General features: G+C 46.4%; 27 protein-coding genes. 13 read left to right on the forward strand and 14 right to left on the reverse strand.

Features of this window, described 5'->3' with window-relative positions:
* Positions 1 to 10: 10 nt before the first annotated feature.
* The 8 genes from G3M70_02745 to fetB all read left to right on the forward strand — a co-directional run bounded on the left by G3M70_02745 (position 11) and on the right by fetB (position 6,213).
* Positions 11 to 187: a ubiquitin-like protein UBact gene (locus tag G3M70_02745; protein ID QPJ63686.1), complete on the forward strand. Its 177-nt coding sequence runs from the start codon at positions 11 to 13 to the stop codon at positions 185 to 187.
* Positions 184 to 981: a proteasome subunit alpha gene (locus tag G3M70_02750; GenBank protein QPJ60863.1), complete on the forward strand. Its 798-nt coding sequence runs from the start codon at positions 184 to 186 to the stop codon at positions 979 to 981. The genes G3M70_02745 and G3M70_02750 overlap by 4 nt, the downstream gene beginning before the upstream one ends.
* 14 nt (positions 982 to 995) lie before the next feature.
* Positions 996 to 1,739 (forward strand): proteasome subunit alpha, encoded by a 744-nt coding sequence (locus G3M70_02755; GenBank protein ID QPJ60864.1) that lies wholly within the window; start codon positions 996 to 998, stop codon positions 1,737 to 1,739.
* Positions 1,736 to 3,193, forward strand: coding sequence for a proteasome accessory factor PafA2 family protein (locus tag G3M70_02760; GenBank protein QPJ60865.1), 1,458 nt, complete (start codon positions 1,736 to 1,738; stop codon positions 3,191 to 3,193). The genes G3M70_02755 and G3M70_02760 overlap by 4 nt, the downstream gene beginning before the upstream one ends.
* Positions 3,194 to 3,296: 103 nt before the next feature.
* A complete protein-coding gene (locus G3M70_02765; protein ID QPJ60866.1) occupies positions 3,297 to 3,641 on the forward strand; it encodes a histidine triad nucleotide-binding protein in 345 nt (114 codons plus the stop codon).
* Positions 3,642 to 3,737: 96 nt separating this feature from the next.
* The gene (nadA, locus tag G3M70_02770; protein QPJ63687.1) at positions 3,738 to 4,664 is read left to right on the forward strand and encodes a quinolinate synthase NadA; all 927 of its coding nucleotides are present in this window, start codon (positions 3,738 to 3,740) and stop codon (positions 4,662 to 4,664) included.
* 54 nt (positions 4,665 to 4,718) lie between these two features.
* On the forward strand, positions 4,719 to 5,462 hold the full coding sequence (locus G3M70_02775) for a phosphate ABC transporter ATP-binding protein (protein QPJ60867.1): 744 nt from the start codon (positions 4,719 to 4,721) through the stop codon (positions 5,460 to 5,462).
* On the forward strand, positions 5,452 to 6,213 hold the full coding sequence (gene fetB / locus G3M70_02780; GenBank protein ID QPJ60868.1) for an iron export ABC transporter permease subunit FetB: 762 nt from the start codon (positions 5,452 to 5,454) through the stop codon (positions 6,211 to 6,213). The genes G3M70_02775 and fetB overlap by 11 nt, the downstream gene beginning before the upstream one ends.
* A gap of 38 nt (positions 6,214 to 6,251) precedes the next feature.
* Here fetB and G3M70_02785 read toward each other — a convergent pair whose 3' ends face one another.
* The 10 genes from G3M70_02785 to G3M70_02830 all read right to left on the reverse strand — a co-directional run bounded on the left by G3M70_02785 (position 6,252) and on the right by G3M70_02830 (position 15,948).
* Entirely contained in the window at positions 6,252 to 7,094 is an 843-nt protein-coding gene (locus tag G3M70_02785; protein ID QPJ60869.1) for a formylglycine-generating enzyme family protein, read from the reverse strand.
* Positions 7,095 to 7,116: 22 nt separating this feature from the next.
* Entirely contained in the window at positions 7,117 to 7,341 is a 225-nt protein-coding gene (locus G3M70_02790; protein ID QPJ63688.1) for a CDGSH iron-sulfur domain-containing protein, read from the reverse strand.
* Between the two features lie 15 nt (positions 7,342 to 7,356).
* Positions 7,357 to 9,099 carry a PAS domain S-box protein gene (locus tag G3M70_02795; GenBank protein QPJ60870.1) on the reverse strand — a complete coding sequence of 581 codons (1,743 nt, stop codon included), beginning with the start codon at positions 9,097 to 9,099 and terminating at the stop codon, positions 7,357 to 7,359.
* A gap of 188 nt (positions 9,100 to 9,287) precedes the next feature.
* A complete protein-coding gene (locus tag G3M70_02800) occupies positions 9,288 to 10,484 on the reverse strand; it encodes a type II secretion system F family protein (GenBank protein QPJ60871.1) in 1,197 nt (398 codons plus the stop codon).
* Positions 10,485 to 10,683: 199 nt separating this feature from the next.
* Positions 10,684 to 11,109: a cyclic nucleotide-binding domain-containing protein gene (locus tag G3M70_02805; GenBank protein QPJ60872.1), complete on the reverse strand. Its 426-nt coding sequence runs from the start codon at positions 11,107 to 11,109 to the stop codon at positions 10,684 to 10,686.
* 20 nt (positions 11,110 to 11,129) lie between these two features.
* Positions 11,130 to 11,774, reverse strand: coding sequence for a hypothetical protein (locus tag G3M70_02810; protein QPJ60873.1), 645 nt, complete (start codon positions 11,772 to 11,774; stop codon positions 11,130 to 11,132).
* Between the two features lie 21 nt (positions 11,775 to 11,795).
* Positions 11,796 to 12,989: a PilT/PilU family type 4a pilus ATPase gene (locus G3M70_02815; protein ID QPJ60874.1), complete on the reverse strand. Its 1,194-nt coding sequence runs from the start codon at positions 12,987 to 12,989 to the stop codon at positions 11,796 to 11,798.
* A gap of 53 nt (positions 12,990 to 13,042) precedes the next feature.
* Entirely contained in the window at positions 13,043 to 14,116 is a 1,074-nt protein-coding gene (locus tag G3M70_02820) for a type IV pilus twitching motility protein PilT (protein QPJ60875.1), read from the reverse strand.
* A 4-nt stretch (positions 14,117 to 14,120) separates the two neighbouring features.
* A complete protein-coding gene (locus G3M70_02825) occupies positions 14,121 to 15,155 on the reverse strand; it encodes a helix-turn-helix domain-containing protein (GenBank protein ID QPJ60876.1) in 1,035 nt (344 codons plus the stop codon).
* Positions 15,145 to 15,948 carry a tetratricopeptide repeat protein gene (locus tag G3M70_02830; protein ID QPJ60877.1) on the reverse strand — a complete coding sequence of 268 codons (804 nt, stop codon included), beginning with the start codon at positions 15,946 to 15,948 and terminating at the stop codon, positions 15,145 to 15,147. Before G3M70_02830 ends, G3M70_02825 begins: the two co-directional genes overlap by 11 nt.
* Before the next feature lie 488 nt (positions 15,949 to 16,436).
* Here G3M70_02830 and G3M70_02835 point away from each other — a divergent pair, with 488 nt between their 5' ends.
* The 3 genes from G3M70_02835 (at position 16,437) to G3M70_02845 (ending at position 18,756) form a co-directional block, all read left to right on the forward strand.
* On the forward strand, positions 16,437 to 17,081 hold the full coding sequence (locus G3M70_02835; protein QPJ60878.1) for a hypothetical protein: 645 nt from the start codon (positions 16,437 to 16,439) through the stop codon (positions 17,079 to 17,081).
* A 56-nt stretch (positions 17,082 to 17,137) separates the two neighbouring features.
* On the forward strand, positions 17,138 to 17,770 hold the full coding sequence (locus G3M70_02840) for a hypothetical protein (protein ID QPJ60879.1): 633 nt from the start codon (positions 17,138 to 17,140) through the stop codon (positions 17,768 to 17,770).
* Between the two features lie 137 nt (positions 17,771 to 17,907).
* The gene (locus tag G3M70_02845; GenBank protein ID QPJ60880.1) at positions 17,908 to 18,756 is read left to right on the forward strand and encodes a tetratricopeptide repeat protein; all 849 of its coding nucleotides are present in this window, start codon (positions 17,908 to 17,910) and stop codon (positions 18,754 to 18,756) included.
* 83 nt (positions 18,757 to 18,839) lie between these two features.
* Here the strand turns inward: G3M70_02845 and G3M70_02850 are convergent, their stop codons facing one another.
* Complete coding sequence (locus G3M70_02850) at positions 18,840 to 19,967, reverse strand: ion transporter (GenBank protein ID QPJ60881.1); 1,128 nt, start codon at positions 19,965 to 19,967, stop codon at positions 18,840 to 18,842.
* Positions 19,968 to 20,129: 162 nt separating this feature from the next.
* Between G3M70_02850 and G3M70_02855 the strand changes: the two genes are divergently transcribed.
* Complete coding sequence (locus G3M70_02855) at positions 20,130 to 21,488, forward strand: DUF4041 domain-containing protein (protein ID QPJ60882.1); 1,359 nt, start codon at positions 20,130 to 20,132, stop codon at positions 21,486 to 21,488.
* A gap of 438 nt (positions 21,489 to 21,926) precedes the next feature.
* Here G3M70_02855 and G3M70_02860 read toward each other — a convergent pair whose 3' ends face one another.
* From G3M70_02860 to G3M70_02870, 3 genes are all read right to left on the reverse strand, one after another.
* A complete protein-coding gene (locus G3M70_02860; protein ID QPJ60883.1) occupies positions 21,927 to 22,355 on the reverse strand; it encodes a hypothetical protein in 429 nt (142 codons plus the stop codon).
* Positions 22,356 to 22,736: 381 nt separating this feature from the next.
* The gene (locus tag G3M70_02865) at positions 22,737 to 23,663 is read right to left on the reverse strand and encodes a hypothetical protein (GenBank protein QPJ60884.1); all 927 of its coding nucleotides are present in this window, start codon (positions 23,661 to 23,663) and stop codon (positions 22,737 to 22,739) included.
* Positions 23,664 to 23,773: 110 nt separating this feature from the next.
* Positions 23,774 to 24,514, reverse strand: a complete 741-nt coding sequence (locus G3M70_02870) for a ribonuclease Z (protein ID QPJ63689.1) — start codon at positions 24,512 to 24,514, stop codon at positions 23,774 to 23,776.
* A 132-nt stretch (positions 24,515 to 24,646) separates the two neighbouring features.
* Here G3M70_02870 and G3M70_02875 point away from each other — a divergent pair, with 132 nt between their 5' ends.
* A complete protein-coding gene (locus G3M70_02875) occupies positions 24,647 to 25,132 on the forward strand; it encodes a DUF1566 domain-containing protein (GenBank protein ID QPJ60885.1) in 486 nt (161 codons plus the stop codon).
* Positions 25,133 to 25,139: the final 7 nt, after the last annotated feature.

Consider the following 25,139-nt stretch of genomic DNA (forward strand, 5'->3'; position numbering starts at 1 on the left):
GATTCAATCAATTGAAATGAGCGATCCGCTTCGCCGTGAGGAGAAAAAGGATCCTTCACCAGATCATAAGGATGCCGGACCCAGTCGTCCGGATGTATCCCGCCCGGGTCGGGATGATCTCCTCAAACGAATGAAGAAAGTCGACCCAAAGCAATCTGAAAAATACAAGCAGCGCACGGGTCAATGAACCTATTGAACCCGGAAAATCAGCAGCAGGGTGATTTCATAGATCTTCTCAATCGTTCAGGCTATGCCTGGCCGGATGCCACTGGAATGCCGGCAATCGACAAGGCCAGTCTGACCCAGGGCACCACTGTACTCGCCTTCCACTATAAAGATGGCGTTCTGGTTGCAGGTGACCGACGGGCCACAGCAGGCAACGCGATCATGTACGAACGCTGCGACAAGGTCATCCCTATCGATGATTATTCGCTCATGGCAATCGCTGGGGTACCGGCTACCGCCTTTGAAATGGCGCGCGTGCTGTCGCACAACTTTGAATATTACCGACGTTCCCAGTTACAATCGCTTTCCACAGAAGGTAAAGTCCGTGCTTTGTCGCGTCTTCTTAAGGACAACATGGGGTTGGCCATGCAGGGTGTTGGCGCGGTGAGCCCCATTTTTGCCACTTACAATTTAAAAAGTGATGCCCCGATGATTTATTTTTACGATCTGCTTGGGGCACAGTTTGAAATTCGGACTCACACAGCTACAGGGTCTGGTTCACCTGTTATACGCGGCGTTTTGGAGCACGAAGATCTTTGGGGTCAGAATCCTCTGAACCAGCGTTCCCAGGAAGAAGCATCGCTATTGGCAATCCGCCTGTTGCAAACAGCAGGGCGATTTGATTCCGCAACCGGGCAAGCCCGGCCGGACGACAACATTTTCCCCATCATCGCCTGTATTACGGCCAAGGGTTATCGCTTCCTTCCCGAAGAAGAAGTGGCGTCGCTTTTCCAACAGGCTATTCAGCGCACTTAAATCAAGAGACAATTATGTTTGAAGAACCATTTCGCTGGCTGGAGGCCATTTCAACCAGACACAGTTACGTCCAGGAAAAGCTGAAAAAGGGACAGCCGGTCATTGCGGTGCCTTATCAGTACGGCACCCTTATGCTGGGCTTTTCGCCGCAACCTGGAAAGATTTTTGAACTCTATGACCGCATCGCCCTCGGGGGATTGGGACATCCCGCAGATGTCGAACGGCTGCGCATGACCCTGCTCGATATGGCTCACCTGGAAGGTTTCAACCGATCAGAAAAAGATGTGACGATCGCCCGGCTTCTCCAATTCGGTATTGCCCCGTCACTCAAACAGAATTTTGAAGAAGTCGTACGCGCTCCCTATCTGATTCAACTTCTTTTAATGGAAATTGATTTCAACAACCAGGCCTCGTTCTTTCGAGTCAACTACGATGGACATTGGGAAACCTTTAAAAAAGGTGCCGTGATCGCGGGAGATACCCAGCTATCAGATGCCCTCGAAGAAAAAATAGAATCAACAGATTTTACCTCGCTTTCACTAGATGATGCACTTCTGAAAGCCTGTCGCATCTGGGAGGAAGCCAAGAAGGATATTGCCGATGAGGAGTCGGACGATCCAGCCCTGACTTTAAAGGAAGCATTCGAAAAATGGACACTGGAGGCGGCCGTCCTATCTACTGATACTGAACGCCGGGCCCTCTATCGTTCTCTTTCTCCTGATGAAATCGAAAAACTTAAAATGGCCTGCCTGTCATGAAAAAAAGAATTTACGGTATCGAAACAGAATACGGCCTTTTAATAAAAGGAGAGGACTTCAAGTACGGTTCTGTTGATGTGGCAGTGCGTGTCAAGAATCACATTTTTGAAAAAAAGACCGGTGTGCTGGACCTGCACTATCGCGCCAACGACGAACCCCCGGGAAATGGCGGGTTTCTGATAAACGGCGGTCGGGTCTATCTCGACATGGGCCACCTCGAATACGCGTCTCCGGAATGCTCCAATCTAATGGATCTTGTCACCTATGATCGTGCCGGCGATATGGTGGTGCAGGACGCTGTCGAGGAAATGGGGTGGAGCGATCAGGTATCGATTATCAAAAATAATGTCGACCTTGAAACCAATGCGACCTTCGGTTGCCACGAAAACTATCTGGTCAGCCGTGCATTCCAGTTCGATAACCGTGAAAATCTGCGTATGCTGGCTTCCTTTCTGGTCACACGGCAGATTTACGCCGGAGCCGGACGAACGGGCGCCTGCAACCCCCAACCCTTTCGCGACTGGGACGAGGTAAGCCCTCAACGCAAGGATCAGGAGGAAGTCGATTTCCAGATTTCCCAACGTGCCGACCATATTCCCAACGAGTTTTATCGGTGGGTCCAGTACAACCGCGCTATCGTCAATACGCGTGATGAACCCCTTTCCGACCCAAGCAAGTACCGTCGAATTCACCTGCTGGTAGGTGACTCCAATATGAGTGAATTCGCCACCGCTCTTAAAATGGGATCGACTGCTGTGTTGATGGAACTGATCGAAATGGGTGTCGCCAACCCGGACTGGATCCTGGCAGATTCTGTTTCAACTATGCGGGACATTTCGCGTGACCCTGAATTTAAATGGGAAATCACACTTCGGGACGGCAAAAAATCGACTGCATTGGAATTGCAATGGGAAATGTTGAAATGCGCAAAGGAACATCTCACTGGTAGTTCTACCGATACAGATTGGGTGATCGAAGCCTGGGAGTCGGTGTTGGAAGACATCCCCAAAGGTCCGGAAGCTTTGCTGGGACGGGTCGACTGGGCCAGTAAATACTGGATGCTGACGGAATTCATGAAAGCGCAGGACCTTTCCTGGCAGGACCCCTGGGTCAAAAGTCTGGACCTGGAATACCACAACCTGAACCGTCAAAAAGGTTTATACTGGGGATTAGAGGAAACAGGCGATGCTTGGCGAAGGACCACGGACTCTGCGGTCGAACATGCCAAGAGCACAGCACCTAAAGGCACCCGGGCCGATGGTCGTGGCGAACTGGTCAAAACACTTGCACAGAGCCAGACGGGCTACTTGATAGACTGGATTGGTTTCCGGCTTAACAAAGAGGAACCTTTTTTGATGCTTGACCCGTTCATTTCCTATAAGAAGGAAATTCGCAATTACCTGAACAACCTCGACCTGCAACAACCTTATGACCGCGACTCCTTCTTCCGTTAAATCCCGGGCGGATGGAAAACAAAAAACGTTTTGTTATGCCCTCGTTATCCCCGGGATAAAAGGGATAAGCAAATAGATTTTTTACTTTTGAAAAACCAGGAACATGACAGACTGCATTTTCTGCAAAATTGATAAGGGTGAAATTCCCTCGAAAAAAGTTTTTGAGGACGAGGGTTTATTCGTCATCAAGGATGTTAATCCCCAGGCACCAACCCATCTGCTCATCATTCCTAAACGCCACATCCCCACTCTGTTGGATCTGGAAGAGCAGGACCGGGAAGTGATGAGTCAGGTGCCCGAGTTGGCAGGAAAGCTTGCACGGGAAAACGGTTTTGATAAATCCGGATTTCGTTTGGTAGTCAATTGCGGGGCAGGAGCAGGGCAATCGGTGTTCCATATTCATTTTCATTTACTGGCGGGGCGGGCTATGCAATGGCCTCCCGGATGAGTCATGACAGTCACGGCAGAATCCCTCTACGAAAAGCTGCGGCATTACCGCGTCGGCAGTCCCCTTTGTGAATTTACCGTGGAGCATTGCGCCCGCATGCTCCCCTACATCGAAAAAATAGAACGCCTCAAGCAGGAAAAGAACGCGATTATTCTGGCACACAATTATGTCGCGCCGGAAGTCTTGTTCAGTGTTGCCGATTACACGGGTGATTCCTACGGCCTTTCCAAAAAGGCGCGGGGATCAGATGCGGATATGATCGTGTTCGTTGCGGTCCGCTTCATGGCGGAAACAGCAAAAGTTCTGAACCCTGATAAGACGGTGCTGGATCCAAACCCCAATGGGGGCTGTTCCCTTGCCGACAGCGTCAATGCAGGTATCGTGAAGCAATTGCGACGTGAATTTCCTGACCATACATTTGTTTGCTACATCAACACAACGGCAGAAGTCAAAGCAGAATGTGACGTGTGCGTCACCTCGTCCAATGTCTATAAAATTGTCGAAGCGATAGAGAACGATAAAATATATTTCCTCCCGGACAAATTGATGGCGCAGAATGTCATCGAATATTTAAAAGAAAAAGGATCGTCCAAGCAGGTCGATTTTTATGACGGCACCTGTTATGTCCATGAGGAGTATGAACCAGGGTCCATTGATTTTATCCGGCAGAACAATGAGGGAGTCGAAATCCTGGTCCATCCTGAATGCACACCGCCTGTTGTGGGAAAAGCAGATTATGTCGGCAGCACAACAGGCATGATGGAGCATGTCCGGCAGTCGGAAAAGGACTCATTTTTCCTATTGACTGAGTGTGGACTCACAGGAATCCTGCAAACGGAGTTTCCTGAAAAACAATTTGTCGGTACCTGCACAATGTGCCGATACATGAAATCGAATTGTCTGACTCACATTGCCAGCACTCTTGAGAATCCGCTGCCCGAAAGCATCATTCATATAGAAGCTCCAGTACAGAAACGTGCTCTCGCCTGCGTGGAGCGTATGTTTCATTATGCTGGCAACTGATTTTTTCCTTCTGTTTCACTCCTTAAAAAAGATTCCTGACCCAGCCGGTCGCTCATGGCCTCATTGTTAAATGTAAATAATCTCTCGGTTGTACAGGGCAGGTCCATTCTAAGTTCCATATCATTTGAATTAAAGGTCGGAGACATGTTGCTGGTACTGGGACCCTCCGGTGCCGGGAAATCAACATTGCTACGCTGTTTAAATCGATTCCAACCCCTGAATACAGGAACAATCGAATTTCAAGGAACCAACGTTGACCAGTTCGACGTGTCCAACCTGCGACGTCGTATTGGCATGGTGTTTCAAACTCCGACTTTATTCCGCGGGACTGTTCAAGATAATATTGCCAAGGGTCCAGCCTTGAGAGGCGAAGTGGTTTCCAAAAATGACCTGGAGCAATTAGCTACGAATGTGGGACTCGACCAGGAAGTGCTGCTCCGAGATGCAGAAACACTTTCAGTTGGAGAGAAACAACGCGTGTCGTTTGCACAAACCCTGGCAAATCATCCGGAAGTGTTATTGCTTGATGAGCCGACCTCGGCCCTGGATCCAAGTGCGGTATTCACCATTGAGAAACTGATTCAAAAAATTCATCGTGAAATGAATAGAACCATCGTGATGGTCACACACAATGTTGAGCAGGCTCTGCGGTTGAATACCCGGACACTTATCCTGCTTGAAGGTAAAGTGATCGCGAATGGACCGATTAAGGAATTGATCGCGGATCAAACCAGCGAAACACTGATGCGTTTTTTTGAAGGTCGGTTAAACGGAGAAGGAGAATCAAGTGGGATTTGAAGTTCTTCTATGGGTGTACGCGCTTGTCGCCCTAACCATCGGCTTGTCCTATTCCAATAAGCTTGGCATTGAACGCGATTTGTTTTTAAGTTCTCTACGCGCAACAGCCCAGTTGATTTTGATGGGTTTTTTATTGAAATGGGTGTTTGCGCTTGAAAAACCACAATGGTTTTTCCTGGTCTTGTTATTCATGACAGGTGTGGCTGCGATTATAAGTGGGAACCGTGGCCGTGCGATACCCAACGCCAAAGGAATAGCATTTTTGGGAATCGGCCTGGGATCAATAGTTACCTTTCTGGTCCTTTACGCAACGGGTGTTATCCGGAATGAAGCACACTATGTCATTCCTATTGGAGGCATGATCATTGGCAATGCAATGAATGCTACCTCACTTGGAATGAACCGTTTGCTTGGCGAACTGGAACATCAACGAAAACGGATCGAATTATTACTGGCACTTGGCGGCAATTCCCGCCAGGCGGGAGAGGAGGCAGCCAGACAGGCTGTGAAAACCGCGTTGATTCCCACCATCGATTCGATGAAAACCATCGGGTTGGTCCACTTACCTGGAATCATGACCGGTTTTTTAATTGCAGGAGGATCTCCGCTGGAAGCGGTGAAATTCCAGATTGCGATTGTCTACATGATCGCCGGAACCGCCGGGATTTCCTGCTCCACCGTGGTGCTTCTGGGCGTACGCCAATGTTTTGAGGGAAACCTCAGATTACGGCTTGCTCACCCAAAGTCTTGAGGAATTTTTTTTAAAACAGAATTGGCTTCTGAAGGGGCTCAATCTCCTGCTGATTTTGCACAGCGGACCCCCTGCCAGACTTTGAATGTTTCAGGAGGATCGTTGAACCGGTAAGTCGTGCGCATGTAGTAGGCCTTGTAATACCAGTTCCCTCCACGCATCACCTTGTGATCGCCAGTCTCGGGTCCTTGAGGATTTTTCTCAGGCGAGTGTTCGTAATAAATATCTTCGTACCAGTCGCTGACCCATTCCCAAATATTCCCCGCCATATGATGGGCGCCGTATGGAGAAGCTCCCTGCGGCATGGAATCAACCGGTTCCATGGCTTGGAATCCATGCTTGGCAAACGGGCGGCGATAGGTAGCCAATGTGTTGTCGGGATGTTTGTTCCCCCAGGGAAACGTCCTTCCATCAGAACCGCGAGCGGCCTTTTCCCATTCTGCTTCCGTGGGCAGACGCTTGCCCATCCAACGGCAATAGGCGTCAGCACCATACCAGGAGATCCGGTTTGCAGGATACCTTTCCAGACCTTCACGGGGTTTGTAAACCCCGTCTTTCAGTTCAATGGTCACCGCAGGCCCGGTCTCGATAAACGCCTGGGCATAATGAGGGTTATCATTTAAAAACCGGGAGAACTCGCCAGCAGTCGCTTCAAATTTATCAATGTAAAACCTATCGAGATAAACCTCGTGCACCGGTTCTTCGTCCGTATCTCCCCATTCATTTGGGTTATCGATTATCGCTCCCATCGAAAAAAGACCGGCAGGAACTTCGACCATCGTCGTGAAATATTCTTTGGATGTTTTTATTGAAACACATCCGGATAAAAAGAAAACAAACGAAAGAAAAGTTATCAACCCTGAAAAAAAAATTTTTACCATTTTGCCACTTCGGAAAAAGTGTTTACATTGAGTTGTGGGATCCATCGCAATAAGGAGGGTTTTTAGTGCGATGGCACTGGCACAACAAGTAGGTTTTCTCTTTATCCAGAGAAATTAGTTCGGGACCTGCCCCGCCCAGACTGTGGTGCGAAGCATCACAAAGAGGCCAATGCCCGCTTTGACCGCAGGTACAAATAGCCAGCTCTTCCTCTTCTTTTATAACCAACGGTTCTTTTTTTGGCTTCATTTAAATCTGATTGGATCAGGAAGCGGCTGTTTGCCGCATTTCCTTGTCTGGTTTGGTGGTATTGATAAGCGAACGTTCCTGTGGCAAAAAGACTTCGAATACCGTGCCCTGCCCTTTTCGACTGGTAAGTCCAATTTTCCCTCCCAGTTGCTCCACAATTTTTTTCACGGTCGCAAGCCCCAGCCCTACGCCTTCTTCCCTTGTAGTAAAAAAGGGATCAAATATCAAATTGATTTCCTCTTCATCTATTCCACGCCCTTCATCCTGAACCCTGAGCACAAGTCCTTTCCGAACGGTATTGAACATAGGGTGTTGAAATCCTTTCACCTCTTTTAAGGAAATAGTGAGAGTGCCTTCTTCATCCATCGCCTGGATCCCATTGATACAAAGATTCCAGATCATTTGCTTCAATTGTTCCTCATCACTTTCAATCAACACCCTGTCCTGAGGAAGCTTTAATTTTATCTGAATTGAGGAATGGTATTCGTTGCTGTTTTTCATAAGGATTACGCAGTCTTCAAGCAACTTTGTCAGGTCCACTACCACCAAATTCTTTTTCTTTGGTAAAGAAAAGTTTAAAAATCCACTGACAATTTCATTCAATCTCTCAGTTTCGTTGAGGACAATATCCATCAACCGCTGGTGAGTGCCATCCAGTTCCAAGCCTTCTTTAAGGAACTGTATAGAACCACTGAGCGAGGCAAGTGGATTGCGGATTTCGTGTGCCAGGCCGGCTGAAAAGCGGCCCACGGCGGCCAACTGTTCGGATTGCATGACTTTTTCTTCCATTTTTCTCATTTCGGTCAGGTCTTCAAATACACAGATGTAACCCTGATACCCACTATCCGATCGACTGAGACCGCTGATCTTTACACTTAGCCGAAGCGGCTCCCCATTACGGTCCCGGCATTCTCCTTCAATATGATAGGGAAGCGTCTGTTCTTTTGCTGTCCGGAAAAACTCCCGAAGCATATCAATATTGAGGACATCATAACAAAACCGGTTCTGCAATTCTTCCTCACTGTTTCCACATATCTTTTCAAACGCGGTATTTGCGGAAGTAATACGGCCCTGGGAATCGGTCGTCATCAACCCGTTTCCCATTTGTTGAATAACCCGGTGATGAAATGCTTCAAGAATTTCCATCTGGATATTTTTCGCTTCGAGCTCTTCTTTAATTAAACGCAGGCGGTGAGTGAGAATACTACTTAAAAATGCCACTCCAAAATAAGACGCCAGGTTCATCACCACTGTGTAAAAAAGGTAGGCACCCTGGTAGGAAACTTCAGTTTTTGGGAAAAAATATACAGGCTGGATCAGGTTAAAATACTCCAGATCAACCAAAAGGCCGTAAATTATACTGGCGCCCGCCGCAGCTTTGTAACACGCGGACCTTGGAAGAATAACGCTGGTTTCAATAACAACAAAAATAAACAGGAAGGAAAGAGGGCTATCGATCCCACCTGTGGTGAAAATGAGCCCGCCCACGACAAGCAGGTCTCCAACCACTTGTATCCAGGCAAGATCGCCCAGACTCATTCCGATACGGAACAGTAAGGCATAACTTAAAGCAAAAAAATAGGCTGTACAGAGGACAATACTGACAGGAACAACGGGGGTTGGACGAACCGCGTTTTGCTCAAAGGTGATGAGCAGGATCACGAACCCGGTGAGGAAAATCATCCGCAACACCATCAGTGTTTTTATGCGGAGAAAAAGCTCGGAATCCTGTCTTTTTTTTTCTGGCGGCGTGATCAATGGCCGCTCCCCGGGAAACCCCGGTTCAAAGTGGTAATGGAAGTGGGGCGAATCCGTTCAAAAACAGATCCGCCCCGGACCGGAAATTATTCCGGAGTAAAGTACAAAAAACTTATTCAGGTATCTTATGGAACCAATATAAAGATCTTTTGAAATACCTAAACAAGACCTTTCGTTTCCTGGTTTCTTTAAATTGTTTCGCCCATCTTGAATATGGGTAAATACATGGCCACCACGATGAAACCAACGATCACACCCAGGAATACCATCAACATGGGTTCCAGCAGCGAGGTCAGCCCCGCGACGGCTGTATCGACTTCTTCGTCATAAAAGTCGGCAATTTTAATCAACATGCTATCCAACGAGCCTGATGATTCACCGACATCAATCATCTGGATTACCATTGGAGGGAAAACCCCTTCTCTTCCAAGCGGCGCTGCAATGGTTTCACCTTCTTTGATCGACTCAATTGTATTCAGGATAGCGAATTCCATGATCTTGTTACCCGAGGTTCTGGCGCAGATATCCATTCCTTCAATAAGAGGCACCCCACTGGAAAGCAGAGTCCCGAGTGTTCGGGTAAATTTGGCGACAGACACTTTACGAATCAAAATGCCAACCACTGGAAATTTTAGAGCAAACCGGTCAACCTCGACTCGTCCTTTTTCAGTGGCATACACTTTTTTAAAAAGGAAAAAGAAAGCAACAGGGCCACCAATGATGAAATACCATTTCTCCCTGAAGAAATCACTGATGCCCATAACAATTGCGGTGGGTAGAGGGAGTTCTACACCGGGACCGCTGAACATTTCTGCGAAGGTCGGGATAACAAACACCATCAAAAACCAAACAACTAAAAACGCAACCGTAACGATAGCCCCTGGATACACCATCGCCGACTTGACCTTTTTCTTCAGGGCAAGAGCTTTCTCGATGTAAGCCGCCAGTCTTTGCAGAATGACATCCAGAATACCGCCGGCTTCCCCTGCTTCAACCAGGTTGCAGTAAAGGGAGTCAAAAACCTTCGGGTGTTTGCGCATGGAATCAGAAAGGTTGCCACCGACTTCGATACCGTTTTTAACATCGAGAATAATGATGGAGAACGACTTTTTGTCAGCCTGTTTACCCAGAATATCGAGGCATTGGACAAGAGGGAGGCCCGCATCCACCATAGTGGAAAACTGACGGGTGAAAATCACGATATCCCGTTCGTCGATTTTTTCTTTCCCCTCCTTACTGAAGGGTCGGGGTTGCTTTTTCTTTATGGAATCGACATTGATTTTCTTTTGTTTGAGTTTCGCCAACGCACCTTCTTCAGTCTCAGCGTCGACTTCGCCCTTGGTGGTCCTGCCATTAATTGTTGTCTTATAGGTATAAGTTGTCATGACTCATTTCCCGATATGAAAAGTGTCTTCCTGGTTTTTTTTCGGCCAAAAATTTTCCGATGGCCAAAAGGATCAACTTTAAAAAAGTCCAGACCGCAAGCTGCAGCCTTTTTACCTGATCCTTGAAATCTGTTAAAGCAAAAGCATTAGGGCATTTTTATTAAACCGCAAAACCCCTCAAGACCTAGAAAACTTTTTATCAGGTATCAATGTCTATCGAAAATGCCGATAGCACAGCGCGGGTTTTGTCCAGCTCAGTCCCGATCCTGGAAAGCTGTTCCGTAGTGAATCTCAGCCGGTTCACTAACGCCCTGACTACCGCCTGCAAGTCTTCCGGCAGATTATCAATGAGTTCAGCAAACTTTTCCTTGTCAATCACTCCAATGGTAACGTTGCCTACAGCGGTGCAGTTTGCACTGCGTACTTTTCCGGAGATCAGGCCCATTTCTCCAAAAACATCACCTTCTTTAAGTTGGGCAACAAGAACATTTTTTTTGTCACTTTTCTTGGTGATGTTGACCTTCCCCTCGAGAATTATAAAAACATTGTTACTCACAATGCCCTCGGAAATAATCACATCACCATCAGAAAACCGCTGAACAATTGGAGTATCACTGAATTTCATAAATTACCTTTTTATTACAGTTAAACTTTTCCGTGAGCATTCAGGGACTCGCGAAACACCTTATAAAACTGGTCATTGTCTGACATTGATTTTTTCAGTATAACTTTTGCCTTGTCAAAATCGTTTTCATTGATGAGCACATTGGCACTCAGCGCAAACGCCTCCATATTGTTCATGGATTTGAATTCTTTCCCGGTCAATACAAAAAATATGTGCCGTCGCATGTTCATTGGAAGATTGATCAGGTATTTATATACCGGGCTGTCGCGGAAAGGAGTTCCCTGAAAATTTTCATGCAAAATGATTAAATCAAATTCGGTAAATTTTATTTTATGGATCGCATGGTCTTCTGAGTTGGCTGTTTGCAGCTTGAAATGCATTTCGTTGAGGGTGTTGACCCAGAAATCTCCATTCTCCTGATCCAGAACCAGCGCAACCTTGTCATCTTCATCGTATATTTCAAGGACCTCTTCTTCTTCAAAATCATCAGAGGTCGCAAAACTGAAAGCATCAATCGTTTCTTCCGGCTCATCCGACTTTAAATGCTGGTCAACCCGGACTTTTTCCTTACAACTGGGACACGTCAGATTAAACGCCTGGCCTTCAGGCACCTTATCGTCAGGGATATTGATCTCATGCTGACAAGCGCTGCAGTTGATTTTCATAATTGAATCCCGGTTCTTCTTTTAACGTCTCTTTTTTCGGGCGAAAGGCGATCCCACATCCTGAAATGAATCGTCCATGTCCAGGCCTTCGATATCTGTCGTGGTCTCTCCACGTCCCGACTTAATGGTATCGATTCCGCGACCCACCACAGCCTTGCGTGAAGCATAATTCATGGCAGTTTCTTCCGAAATTTTCTTTTCTGTGAACAATTTCAAAATATGCTGGTCAAATGTCCACATGCCATAAGCATCCCCTTCGGTAATGATTTCATAAAAGGTTTTACCCTCTTCTTCACCATTGATGATGGCATCCTTGACTCGCATATTGTTATTCATGATTTCGAGCAGGGCGATACGACCTCCGCCTTCTTTTGGCACCAGCCGCTGACTGATGATCCAGCGCAGTGTATCTGCCAAACGGAGGCGGATCTGCATTTCCTCATCCTTAGGAAACATACCCAGAATACGGTTGATCGTCTGTCCTGCATCCACGGTGTGAAGCGTACTCATCACCATGTGACCGGTTTCGGAGGCCGACATCCCAATTTCCACTGTTTCCTGGTCGCGCATTTCCCCCACCAGAATAACCTTGGGAGCCTGACGCAAGGCGGCTCGAAGGCCGGTGGAGAACTTGTCAAAATCCTGACCGAGTTCACGCTGGTTAAATGTGGCCTTACGGTGCGGATGGACGAATTCCACCGGGTCTTCCAGTGTGATGATGTGGATTGACTTTTCATCATTGATCTTACTGAGAAGCGCAGCCAGCGTTGTGGTTTTACCACTACCCGTTGACCCTGTTACCAGCACCAGCCCGTTTTTTTCCTCCGCAGCCTTTGCAAACTGCGGTGGCAGTTTCAACTCTTCAATAGTTGGAATACGGGTTTCCAGTTTCCTGAGGACAATGCTGTAGTTGGCGCGCTGCGAAAATATATTCACCCTGAAACGCGCTTTCCCGGGCACAAAATAGGAACAGTCACAGGATCCTTGAGTGATCAGGATATCTGTCAAGCGACGATCCATATTGATCAGATTCATCGCGAAGATTTCTGACTGAAAGGGTGTGATCTCCTTCATGGGAGGCACCATTTCCACCCCGCTCAATTTACCTGAACTTTCGACTTGAAAAGGACGACCGACAGTGATGTTCAAATCGGAAATATTTCCGTGAGCCTCCAGCATGCTTGTCAGAATGTGGTCGATCTCAGCTTTTCGCATTCTTGTCTGGTCCTGTTATCGTGCCCATTTCTATTCCTGAAAACTGAATCAGCCTAGATGAACTCCGGCGGCGTTTTCAGATACTGAACAAACCGTTCCTTGACGATAGACTTGTCATAAGCATCTTCCGGACTGATCTTCTTGGCCTGCAAGGCCTCAAGAATGGCATCATCCAGAGATTGCATCCCGTATTTTTTCCCCGTCTGGATCACCGACGGAATCTGGAAAGTTTTTCCCTCGCGAATGAGATTCGATGTCGCCGGGGTCACGACCAGAACCTCGAGAACAGCCATTCGGCCCTTTTTATCGATCCGCTTGAAAAGGTTCTGCGCAACAACACCTTTCAAACTTTCAGAAAGAGTTGTTCGAATCTGGGCTTGCTGGTTTGCCGGGAAAACGTCGATCACGCGATCCACGGTTTTGGCTGCACTCTGCGTATGCAAGGTACCAAACACCAGATGCCCCGTAGACGCTGCTTCAAGGGCGAGCTCAATGGTTTCCAGGTCACGCATCTCACCCACCAGAATGATGTCAGGATCTTCACGTAACGCCCCACGCAAGGCAGCCTTAAAACTTTTAGTGTGAATTCCAACCTCACGATGGTTGACGACGCAGCTTTGGCTTTTGTGAACAAATTCCACCGGATCTTCAACGGTGATGATATGACTCTTTTTATTTTTATTCACATAATCCATCATCGCAGCAAGAGTAGTGGACTTACCGGAACCTGTTGGGCCGGTCACCAATACCATTCCCTTGTGCAACATGGAAAGCTTGGTTAAGACTGGCGGCAGACCTAATTGCTCTGCTGTTAGAATTTCACTGGGAATTTCACGAAAGACTGCGCCCACTCCCCACTTCTGCATGAAATAGTTTGCGCGATAACGGGCAAGACCGGGTATCTCATAGGCAAAATCGATGTCACCACATTCTTCAAAAACTTTGATTTTATCTTCCGGCGCAATTTCATACAACATGGCCTTCAATTCGTCATTCTCAAGAACTTTGAACTTTACGCGCTCCATATCACCGTGAACCCGGAGCACCGGCTGGGATCCCGATACAAGATGCAAGTCGGAAGCCCCCTGTTCATTCATTAACTTAAAAAAGGCATCAATTTTGGCCATGAGTTCACTCGATCAGTTTTAAGTTCACCTTAAAGTTCCGCACCACATTGTCTGGAGTGGTGGGTAGCGCCACTTCTTTTCCATTGAGTTTCAGTTCAGTCCCTCGACGGTTACCAATAGTTATCACCATTTCTTCATTCCCCTCAAATTCCTTTACCTCGCCAGCAGGCAAAATGAAATCGCGTTCAGCGTTTCCATCTACCGCCATGTTAAACCAGGCGTTTTCCGAAACACGGATTTTCAACCTGAGTTTGGCTTCCTTTTCCTGAGGGGCTGGCGATGAACCGCTATCCCCCTGAACTTGTTGGGCTTTTTGGTTTTCTATTATAGCACTATTTTCTTTTTCGGCTACCGGTTTTTGAGAATCGTCTTCAGTCTGTGCGGGTTTCGGTTTGTTGGAAACCGAATCTGATGTTCCTCTTTCCGGTTTTACTTCGGCAGGTTTTTCCGTTTTTTCACCTTCCCCGGCTTCCACTGGCTTCTTTGATTGAAGGGAACCCGACTCACTTGAGCCCGGTTTCGCTGATACCGTCTTTTCCGAAGACCCGGGTTCTTTCTCTTTTTTCAAAGTTCCCGCAGGTGGAGCCGCAGGCCTGTCTTTAGATTTCGAGGACCGCGTTGTCTGTTGGATACTGCTGGTTTTTTTGGGAGCTTCTTTTGGAGGATTTTTAAAAAGATACCAGACAGCAAACAGGATGAACAGAACCAGAAAACCACCGACGATTGTATTAACCAGAAATACCTGTTTGTGGTTTTCGCTATTGTTTTCTTTTTCTGCCTGCTGACGGGTTTCCAATCTCTCCTTACCAACAGTATCGTCATAGGCACTTATCAGCTCCGGGAGATTGGCGCCTATGGCACGTCCGTACGACCTGATAAAACCTTTGATAAAGACTTCACCGGGAAGTTCGTCGAAAGAGTTGGTCTCGAGAGCCTTTAAATAACGGAGGTGTATTTTGGTGATGGAAGCGATTTCATCCAGAGAGATACCGCGCAGTTCACGCTGGTGCTTGAGGTGAGATCCAAAATCATCTGCCATTTTTTGGTCCCGGCGGCATCAATTCCAGATATTTACGCGAGGATTTGGACATTTCGCTTAAGGGGTCGAGACGAATCACCTTGTTAAAAGAATCTCTCGCCTTCCCAAAATCCCTTTTCTTCAGGTAAAGCTGGGCCAATTCGTAATGAGCCCGGGCCGACTTAGGCTTAACCTCAAGTGCTTTTTCCAAAGATTCCTGAGCCAGGTCAAACAGTTCATTATCTCGGTAAGCCCGCGCCAGGTTCAAACGGATCTGATGGTTTTCTTTTATCTTTAGAGCCTCCTGCCACTTTTGCTCTGCATCACTGAATTTGCCCTGGGCATAATAGGTAACTGCCAACCAGTTATAAAGTTCATGAGGTTGAGAAAGGCCAGGTCTGGAAATTGCGTCTTCAAGGTAGATCTGTGCATTTGTCCAATCTCCACGCTGCATATACAATCGCCCAAGTTGACGATAACCGTCTGTCAATTGCGGATTGATTTTTATAGACTCTTTGTAGTGTTTTTCCGCTTCATCCAGCTTTTCTTGAAAAAACAGAGCATTGGCCAGTGTCATCTGATAAAGGGTTTCCTCGGGATCCCATTTTACCGCTTCGCGCAATTTGGCCGTCATCTCGTCATACATCTTCAGAGACTGTAAACTTATAGCCTCTTCATAACTTTTTCTAGCCAGGTCCTGACTTTCCTCCCTGTCAGGCGTGGAAGAACATCCGGTTAATAAGAGAGCCAGAAACAGCACTCCTGTCAGGCCAATCCTGGAAATGTAGCCAAAAATGTTACGGTGGGGTCCCATGTGACTCCTTATCGGGAGTGGCTCGAATAAAATTAGACCAATTATATCAAAAGGTTAATTTAATACAAGCAAGACCCCGTTCAGCCCTTTTTTAATGTAAAAAAACTTCTTCAATACCCCTATTTTTTTCTAAAGATTTCACCCCAATCATCCGATAAATCAGGTGCCCATAATTTTACTTTGACCCCCATTTGGGGTATTCGCGGCAAAATTATTGGAAAAAGTTTTTGTGCTTCTGGTTATATTTGTCACTTTTTAAACGACATCTAGCCTCGGGCCAACTACCAGAACTAGAGCTTTATGGAACGACAAGCCTTCGTAGTTCCCTTGTTTGACAGGGTAAAATCGTTCCCTTAGAATAAATTTAACCATACAAAACAGGTTTATATTTCGAAAGGAGGTTGCCTGGCTAACTCATTGATTTACAAACTGCGAACACTCTCCCCGGCAGGATTGGGGAAAAGGCATATATAAAGGAGAGAACAACAATGAATAAACAACGGGTCTTCCGATACATTGCGGCGTTGGCCGTTCTGACCTCCCTGGTTGTGGGAGCAGGACCCGCCTATGCCCAAAGCATCAATACCCTGTCTTCCGAGGTGGACAATGCCAGCCAGGTTGTAGTTCCCTTTTGGCAGGCGCAGCCTGGATCGGCCGGATTAACTTATACGTTTGTGGCCATCACTCACCCCTCTCTTGCAGGCATGAGCTCGCAAATCGGGGTGACGGCAACAGCTTATCTCGGAACCGGATCGACCACCAATACCTACGGTACATCGACCGATTTCACAGTCAGCGCGGGTACTACGCATCGCCTCTTTATCATCGGTACGCCACAAACCAGTGGTGCATTTCCGGGTATCAACAGTCTTATTAATACCGACTCTACTGTATCCGGTATCATTGGGACCGATAACCCAGGTACCGGTTATTTACGTTTTGATCCCATCGCCTCCAACCCTAAAACGAATTCGGGAAGCGGCTTTCAGGATATCACCATGCTCTCTTACTGGGGTGCAGTGGTTTTTGAAGGAAGCAATACCGGATTCGCCATGGAATTCATCGGCGATGCAACAGACTCCTCTTCTCATCCGGATATGACCTCTGGTCGTTTTCCATCCGGTGTTAATTAGCGGTGTCCAATGCAGCTGAACAATCCATGTTTAGGAAACAATAAGGAGAACAACTCATGAAAAAGATTGTATTGACATGGTTGGTCGGCCTGGTGGCGTGGGCAGCGTTTGTTCCAACATCCATGGCTCAGACCATTGACCGAAGCCGTGTCGCCGTGTCGCCGTTCGCACAGATTGTGCCGCCGACCGGTGGAAATGGCTCGTTTTACACGTTTCTTGCTTTTACACATCCGTCGCTTTCTACTGCGGTTTCCCAGATTGAAATTACGGTTTCAATGGAAGGACCTACAGATGCCAATTTTGAACCTTCCGGAGACCGTTCGGAGACCTTCACTATTGGCGCGGGTGAAACCCATAAACTGTTCATCGTGGCAACCAACCATCCGGTGATCAACCCAACTTCCAACGCTGCCAGCTTTGGTTCGCGGGATCACTTCATTGCCACGTCAGCATCTTCAGCGCCTTCCGGAAATATCCGGGTGTTGACCACCAACACAACACCAACGGTGGCCAGCTCTGGCAAATTCAACAACCTGAACCAGATCTCCATGTGGGGTGTTATTTTCCACGAGGCGAATGGAGCAGGTTTTGCCATGGAGTTTATCGGCGACATGCACGACTCGACGGTACTCCCAGATGGCAACGGCAGTAACGCAGTGAGCCTGACCACAGGTCGGGGTATCAACTGATTGCCGCTTAAAAGGTTTTCCAGGGCCGGTCCTTCGGGACCGGCCTTTTTTTTTAGCCTGAACCCCGTTACCCTGTAATCAGCATCACAATTTATTTTTGACTAAAGAGGTTTCCCCGTTTTTCCGAAAAAGAACATATGAAGCTGCGCTTTGCCATTTTCATTTTAATCTTTGCCCTGTTTCCTGCCTGTTCATCACAGGAACGGACCGTAGATGTCAACGCGTCCAATGAGCATTTCCGCCTGGGCATTGAGTTTGCCCAGTACCGGCTATACCAGAACTCTCTTGAAGAATTTGATCTCGCCATCAAAACCAATCCCGATAACGTCGAAGCGTATAACAAAAAGGGATTGGTGCTGTTTGGCATGAAGGAATATGAAAAAGCTGCCCGTTTGTTTCAGGAAGTGATCCAGCGATCCCCAAAGCATTTACAAGCGCATATCAATCTTGGTATGACGCACTTTTCGAGCGGAGACCTCAACAAGGCAGAAAAGCTTTGGGAACAAGCGATAGCACTCACACCTGAAGACAACGACTCCAAAGCACACAACAATCTGGCCAACCTGTACAAACATCAAAACCGTTTAGACGAAGCTGTAAAAGCATATCAAGTGGCATTAAAACTGGAACCACAAAACACACTCTACCTGAATAACCTTGCGGACACTTATCGTAAAAGCGGGGACCTCAACAAAGCTGAAAACCTGCTAAACCAAAGTCTCGGCCTGAATCCCAACGGCATGCTCACCCATTTTCATCTTGGGCTTCTCTACCGGGATCAAAATAAATGGGAAGAGGCCGTTGCGGCATTGAAAAAATCCGGACAGGTCAATCCTTTTCAGGGCGAAACGTTCTTCCAACTGGCAGAAGCTCAATTACAGATAAAAGATAGAAAATCCGCCATAGAATCTCTTCAGCAAGCAGTCAAGATCAATCCTTCCAACAAAAAATATCAGGACCGCCTCAACACCATCCGCAGTTCCTGATTTTCTGCCTCACAAAGCAACCCTTCCGGCAATTCTAATTATAATAACGGCAGACACAAAAACAGCTGTATCAGCAACTCCGTTCATTTTAACGCACCACGAGACATCAGAGTTTCTGCGTAATCGACTACATTCAATAGATCTAACAAATTATCCCTGCAAAAATTAAAATTCCAGTCCGGGTTTCGGGTGCGCCAATCCAGAAAGAATAAATTTTCATCGCCTTTCATTTTCGAAATAGTGATTAAATGGTCGGATGTCTGCCAACATTGGAAACTCTTCCCATCTCCCACTGAACTATCAATCTGAGCCTCGATAAAGTTTTGCCCTAAAAACTTCCGGATAACCTCGACAGAGTTTTTCCATGATGCACCTTGCAACTGGACATCAAACATCCATTGCTTGATCCCGGTTTCCCTATCGACCCCAGACCGGGGACCTCCGGTTTTTGCCGCCATCTTTTTTTTGTTTCTTCGTTCTTCCAGTTCCTCCAGATACGCACCACCAATCAACCCGGCCGGCAAAGCGAACAATCCAATTCCCAGAATAGCGATCATGGCTCCAAGGATTTTCCCCATGAAAGTTATCGGGTAAACATCTCCGTAACCTACCGTAGTGAGTGTCACCACACCCCACCACATGGTAGCGGGAATGCTGGAGAAGGCTCCCGGCTGTACTTCGTGCTCAAGAAAGTACATGGATGAAGAGGCAATCACCAACAGCAACGCCAGGAGAAAACCGACACAAATCAGTTCCTCCATTTTTCTATGGAGGACCCGCTTCAAACCTGACAAGGCAAAAGAGTAACGCGCCAGTTTTAATATCCTAAATAAACGGAACAAACGAACCGCCCGGACAAACCGGAAATCTCCGCCTATAAAAGGCAAATAAAAGGGAAGGATCGCCAGCAGGTCCACCAGGCCGTAGAACGACGTCATGTATTTGAACCTGCTTTTAATCGAGCCTTCAGTTTCAGGGTTTTCAACCGAAACCCAGATCCTCAAAACATACTCGACGGAAAATATGACCATCGATACCCATTCAAACGTTTTGAAAAATACCGGGCTCAACCTGTAGATCGGTTCCACTGTTTCCAGAATCAAAGCGAATATATTGAGGACGATCAACGTAAGGATAAAGATATCGAAACCACGACTCACCCGGTCGCCCTCGGAAACCTCCAGGATCTCAAACACACGTTTTCTCAACATCTTTCTTCCCTTCAAATTAGTTGACCAGACAGGCGACAACCCACTCGGATTGATTCAATCCCTTTAAAATACGCTTCGCTTTCAAATTTTGATTATTTATTTCAATTCCTATAAAATATCCCAGATCCAAAACAAAAACACTTAAAAAAAATAGGCCTCTTTATGAGCAATGGTCTTCAAATCACTATTTTAGTTCTTATTCCATCCGTTTTTTTAGTTATTTATTTTGGAAGAAAAATAATTTCGCGCCTAAAAAATGAGGTGGAAGAAACTTCTCGTGCACTCAGAGAAAAGTCCAAGTTAGCAACCCACCTTCAAATTAAATACAAGAATATTATTAATATGGACCAAGAAGTTCTGAAAAGAAAAAAACTGGCTATCCAATACAACAAAAGAATTCTAGAACTTAAAGAGGATTTTGAAAAAAAGAAAGACGTCTATCAAAAGCTTCAAAGAACCATTCTAGAGATTGAAGACAATATTGAAATGAATAGCTTCGGTCTATACAAACCCCATTATGACTTTGAAACATCTGAAGAATATAAAATTGAAATGTCAAATATCAGGACAAAACAAAAGGAAATGATCAAAGACGGAGTTGCTATTTCCTGCTCAACAGAATGGACCCTAGAAGGAAGTAAAAAAGAAGGGGCCAAAATGACTAAAAGGAATATGAAGTTGATGATTAGGGCCTTTAATAATGAATGTGACTCGGCAGTTTTAAAAGTCAAATGGAACAATGCCTCCCAACTGGAAAACAGGATTATTAAATCATACGAAATAATAAATGAACTTGGAAAACCCAACAAAATCACAATCCAAGACAAGTACCTAAAATTAAAGCTTGCCGAGCTAAGGCTAACCCGGGAACTTCAACAAAAGATATTTGATGAGAAGGAAGAACAAAAACGGATAAAAGCCGAAATGAGAGAGGAGCAGAAAGCAATTCGGGAATTTGAAAACATGCAAAAAAAAGCAGAAAAAGAAGAAGCCCAATACCAAGATGCTTTGGATAAAGCGCGTGCCGAACTGCAGACAGCACATGGGGAGGAAGCGAAAATTTTCGAAGAAAAAATAAAACGGCTTGAGGAACAACTAAATGAAGCTCACTCTAATAAGGAACGTGCAATTTCAAGGGCTCAACAAACTAAAAGCGGCCATGTCTATGTCATCTCTAATTTAGGGTCCTTTGGAAACGAAGTCTTTAAAATAGGCATGACACGAAGACTAGACCCACTGGACCGTGTGAAAGAGTTGGGAGACGCATCGGTACCTTTTTCTTTTGATATTCACGCTATGATATTTTCAGAAAATGCTCCAAAACTTGAAGCCGACTTACATCGCGAATTTGACGAAAAACGCGTAAATAAAGTTAACTTTAGAAAAGAATTTTTTAATATCACATTAAAGGAAATTGAGCAAAAAGTGAAAAACTTACATGGAGAAATTGAATTCACCAAACTTGCAGAAGCGAGAGAATATCGAGAAACGATAAATCTACTACAAGTTTCAAAAAAATAGTGGAACGCACGCCCCCCATAGAGCGGGCTACACAATATGAGTTTTTATAAGTAAACGTCCCCCTAGGTTCTCGATAGTAAAACAAACTTCTTGTCTTGGTATGTTGGTCCAAGGGAAATTACGGCAAGGCTATTTTGTCTTTCATGAAAGCCCTCGCGATATACGAACGGGAGAATATTCCAGAAAAAAAACAAAAACCACCAAAAGGCATATTAGTGAAATTAATTACGCCAAAAAAAGAAATCCAAAAGGATAGACCCTGCCCGGCTGCAACTTTGATTTATTTCTAAATTGTTATCAGGAGGAAAAATGGAGGAGGGGGGAGGGGCTCTGCCAAACCCCTCCCCACCCTTTGGGAGGTATGAAAGGGAACTGAGGGGGTGTTCCCTTCCAGAGGTAAAACATGAACTACAGGTAAAGCGTTAAAGCTTGCTACGATCAAACCGAAGCTGCCTGTTGGCTTCGAAATTCCTGCGCCTCCTGATGAGAGGCCTTATTATTTTCCACCTGATCCATTCGGCTCAGGATCATCTCTTCGTACTCAGCTTCCACCTGCTCAAGTGCCTCATCCGTCCTGGATTTGAGTCCGTAAAGCTCCGGGTTCTGTATCCCGGCTTTTGGGGTTGCTCCTGCAATCCTGTTCGGGAAAAACTGGTTCATCATCCAGGCGGAAAATCCCCAGAGTATGAGAACCGTGAGCCCGAAAACCAGCAAGTCACCCTGCGTTGGCGTTGGAAGTAATGTGAAGGAGCTGCCATTTCCACCCGCACCGATTTCATGGATACATTGAGCTTTGGCCGTACCGGATACCATCCAGCTAAAGAGGCCGATCCAGAACATTTTTTTTATCATCGCTTGCGGTGTCATCGGGTTTCTAGCTCCTCGGTTAAGTTCAACCTGTTTAGAGCAATACCCGTTCCAAAAACGACGCCTCTCCCACAAAAAATCGATCTTTTATTTTTATATGAAAATTAACATACTGTTTTTAAAGGGTTTTTAGACCATACCCCCTGTCAAAAAATTTCTTAACATTTTGCTGACCAGGCCAAAAACAAGCCTTATCGGAATCCTGAATTGGTCACTTTTTTATAAACGAGATAACTTTTATATCAATCTAACCCTCACCCCAAAGATAATTAAACAAAAAATACCCCCGAAGCCAGCAGGCTTCGGGGGCTTTTTTCGAACTCTTTTGAGTCCAGGGGAGTCGCTATTTACATTTCCGGTCTTTGCGACTACAGACAGCCTCTAGTAATAGATGACAATATCTGATGTCATTCTCCATCCAAACAAGTCATTAGTGTTTGAAGATACGGGGAACTCGTAACCAGCACCCACCATGATGTGATCCATGATGTGATAACGACCACCAACATTCATGGTGATCAGAGTGCTTGCGCCAGCTCCACTTGTTCCCGGACCTGTGGGACCACTACCAAAGTTGACAATATCAACACCTTCAAAGGTAACTGGCGTCCGCGCACCGTCGTCCACAACTGAAAACAGGTTGACCTCCGCAAGCGGGAAGAGCCCTGGCAGGATTTCATAGTCCGCGTGGGCCGAGGCGTGAATCATAGAGGAGTTGCGGTCAGGGTCAATCGCCAGGTTAAGGCCAATGTTTCCTTCAATCCCTATCTTGCCCCAGGTGTCAGCAGCAGAAATGAACATATCAAGGAACCCATCTGCCGTTCCCTGCATGCGAATTCCGCTGGTAATCAGGTTTCCTGAAGGCGGTTCATATTCGAGACCTATAGTCACGATCCTGTTTTCGGAAGGATTGTTGACAATAGCGTATTTCACACCCAGTGAAATATTGGCAAAACCATCGTCGTCTTGCAATACGCCGTCAAAATCCAGATCGAAATAACCATCTTTGGAAGCAATAATGCCCAACCGGTCGGTGATGGCAACACGTGCCTCTGCCGCAATTACATGGATTCGGCCACCACCGGTAAGAAAATCATCCGAAATATCATGGTAGATAAAAATCGGCCTAAACTCGGTTGTGATGTAAGGCGTCTCATTAAACAGGGGATTGGATAGTGGAGGGACATAATGGCCAAGTCCGCCCTCTTTCAATGACCCCTGCAAATTAAAATCAAAAGCACTGGCAGAACCTGCACCCGGCAACAACAAAAACAATGCGACAACCGTAGATAAAACTCTCCTCCTCATAGTCCTTCCCCCTCGAAGAAACACGTAAACTATTGGCAAACTTAAAAACTATTGGAATCTGCGAGATATTCATCCAAAATTCACAGAAATCCCTAGTAACTAAGACCTTTTTATGAAAAGAAAAATTCCATCAAATCGTCTGCCAATACCAGATTCCCCTTAAATTTTTCCGAAATCACCGGTTTTGGGTCGATTTTTTCCATCGGAGGGTAGAAATGAGTGAGACAAAGGGTCTTGCATCCAGCCTCGTGGGCAATCCTGGCGGCCGGGGTTGGAGACAAATGTCCCTTTACTTTGGTGTCGTCAGGGGTACTGCATTCCAGAATCAGGACATCCGCCTGCCGTCCAAGCTCTACGATTCCGTCACAATAATCAGTATCCCCGGATATAGCGACCGAATGCCCTGACTTACCTTCAAACCGGTAACCCCGGCTGAGCTCAATATGGTTTACCCGGCGTGAGGTCACTTTTAATCCATCATATAGGCAGGTTTCCTCATCCTGCTCGATAATGTTGATGTTGTAGGTATCCGGTACGAGCCAGGTTCCAAATGCCTTCATCAGGCCGTCGAAGAAGGTGCGGAAACCGGGTGCAGCAATAATTTCCAGATCCCGGGTTCTTGCCTCTGGGGGATAACGTGTACTGAACAGGAAATAAATCAGATCACACATATGATCGGGGTGGTTATGCGTGAAGAATATCCGGTCAATATCGTGGTAGGTCAGGCCCAGTCGCAGCAGCTGCCGCACATTGCCATAACCAAAATCGACCACTGAGTTTGTTCCCTCGTACTGTATGAGAACACCAGCCGAATTACGTTCAAGACTCGGGTAGGCAGTGCCTGACCCCAGAATCACCACACGCATTCCAATTTCCCGCAAAAAGAGTTGGTAAAAAGCGGTTGGCCCGCCGTTTCCGCTTTTAGTATACTATTCATAATGCAAAGGAAAATCCGAACCTTACCTTACTATAAGTTGAATACCATGCGATCTCCGCTCACTATGTTGTTTCTGTTAATGCTCATCTCCATCCCCTGCACAGCTTTATCTGCCGATCGATTCACTGTTGATGGCGAAACCGTTACCGACCACAAATCCCAGTTAATGTGGCAAAAAGGCGATTCCTTTCATGAACTCAAAAAAGGGATGACCTGGTACGATGCCCTGGAATACGTGGACCGAAAAAACAACGAAAAATTTGCAGGCCATTCCGACTGGCGACTTCCAAGCATGAAAGAACTCTCCGAATTGTGGGATAAAAACCGGCCACACCTCAGCAAAGACGGCGAACCCATCGGCCTGCCAAAACCCTTTGTCTCGGGCGGGAGTTACTACCTCTGGTCCAGTGACGAACGCAACCTGGACAATGTCTGGTACTTTGGCCTGGGTCAACGCGAGGACTATTTTAATCTGAAAGAATTGGGCGATCTGGACCAGGGTGTCAAAATGGTACGGGACGTCAAAAAATAATACCCGG

Source organism: Candidatus Nitronauta litoralis, assembly GCA_015698285.1.
Taxonomy (GTDB): Bacteria; Nitrospinota; Nitrospinia; order Nitrospinales; family Nitrospinaceae; genus Nitronauta; species Nitronauta litoralis.

Coding starts and splice junctions, on each gene's coding strand:
- G3M70_02750 (QPJ60863.1), top strand. CDS start 184: ATGAACCTATTGAACCCGGAAAATCAGCAGCAGGGTGATTTCATAGAT.
- G3M70_02755 (QPJ60864.1), top strand. CDS start 996: ATGTTTGAAGAACCATTTCGCTGGCTGGAGGCCATTTCAACCAGACAC.
- G3M70_02760 (QPJ60865.1), top strand. CDS start 1,736: ATGAAAAAAAGAATTTACGGTATCGAAACAGAATACGGCCTTTTAATA.
- G3M70_02765 (QPJ60866.1), top strand. CDS start 3,297: ATGACAGACTGCATTTTCTGCAAAATTGATAAGGGTGAAATTCCCTCG.
- nadA (QPJ63687.1), top strand. CDS start 3,738: ATGCTCCCCTACATCGAAAAAATAGAACGCCTCAAGCAGGAAAAGAAC.
- G3M70_02775 (QPJ60867.1), top strand. CDS start 4,719: ATGGCCTCATTGTTAAATGTAAATAATCTCTCGGTTGTACAGGGCAGG.
- G3M70_02785 (QPJ60869.1), bottom strand. CDS start 7,094: ATGGTAAAAATTTTTTTTTCAGGGTTGATAACTTTTCTTTCGTTTGTT.
- G3M70_02790 (QPJ63688.1), bottom strand. CDS start 7,341: ATGAAGCCAAAAAAAGAACCGTTGGTTATAAAAGAAGAGGAAGAGCTG.
- G3M70_02800 (QPJ60871.1), bottom strand. CDS start 10,484: ATGACAACTTATACCTATAAGACAACAATTAATGGCAGGACCACCAAG.
- G3M70_02805 (QPJ60872.1), bottom strand. CDS start 11,109: ATGAAATTCAGTGATACTCCAATTGTTCAGCGGTTTTCTGATGGTGAT.
- G3M70_02810 (QPJ60873.1), bottom strand. CDS start 11,774: ATGAAAATCAACTGCAGCGCTTGTCAGCATGAGATCAATATCCCTGAC.
- G3M70_02815 (QPJ60874.1), bottom strand. CDS start 12,989: ATGCGAAAAGCTGAGATCGACCACATTCTGACAAGCATGCTGGAGGCT.
- G3M70_02820 (QPJ60875.1), bottom strand. CDS start 14,116: ATGGCCAAAATTGATGCCTTTTTTAAGTTAATGAATGAACAGGGGGCT.
- G3M70_02825 (QPJ60876.1), bottom strand. CDS start 15,155: ATGGCAGATGATTTTGGATCTCACCTCAAGCACCAGCGTGAACTGCGC.
- G3M70_02830 (QPJ60877.1), bottom strand. CDS start 15,948: ATGGGACCCCACCGTAACATTTTTGGCTACATTTCCAGGATTGGCCTG.
- G3M70_02835 (QPJ60878.1), top strand. CDS start 16,437: ATGAATAAACAACGGGTCTTCCGATACATTGCGGCGTTGGCCGTTCTG.
- G3M70_02840 (QPJ60879.1), top strand. CDS start 17,138: ATGAAAAAGATTGTATTGACATGGTTGGTCGGCCTGGTGGCGTGGGCA.
- G3M70_02845 (QPJ60880.1), top strand. CDS start 17,908: ATGAAGCTGCGCTTTGCCATTTTCATTTTAATCTTTGCCCTGTTTCCT.
- G3M70_02850 (QPJ60881.1), bottom strand. CDS start 19,967: ATGTTGAGAAAACGTGTGTTTGAGATCCTGGAGGTTTCCGAGGGCGAC.
- G3M70_02855 (QPJ60882.1), top strand. CDS start 20,130: ATGAGCAATGGTCTTCAAATCACTATTTTAGTTCTTATTCCATCCGTT.
- G3M70_02860 (QPJ60883.1), bottom strand. CDS start 22,355: ATGACACCGCAAGCGATGATAAAAAAAATGTTCTGGATCGGCCTCTTT.
- G3M70_02865 (QPJ60884.1), bottom strand. CDS start 23,663: ATGAGGAGGAGAGTTTTATCTACGGTTGTCGCATTGTTTTTGTTGTTG.
- G3M70_02875 (QPJ60885.1), top strand. CDS start 24,647: ATGCGATCTCCGCTCACTATGTTGTTTCTGTTAATGCTCATCTCCATC.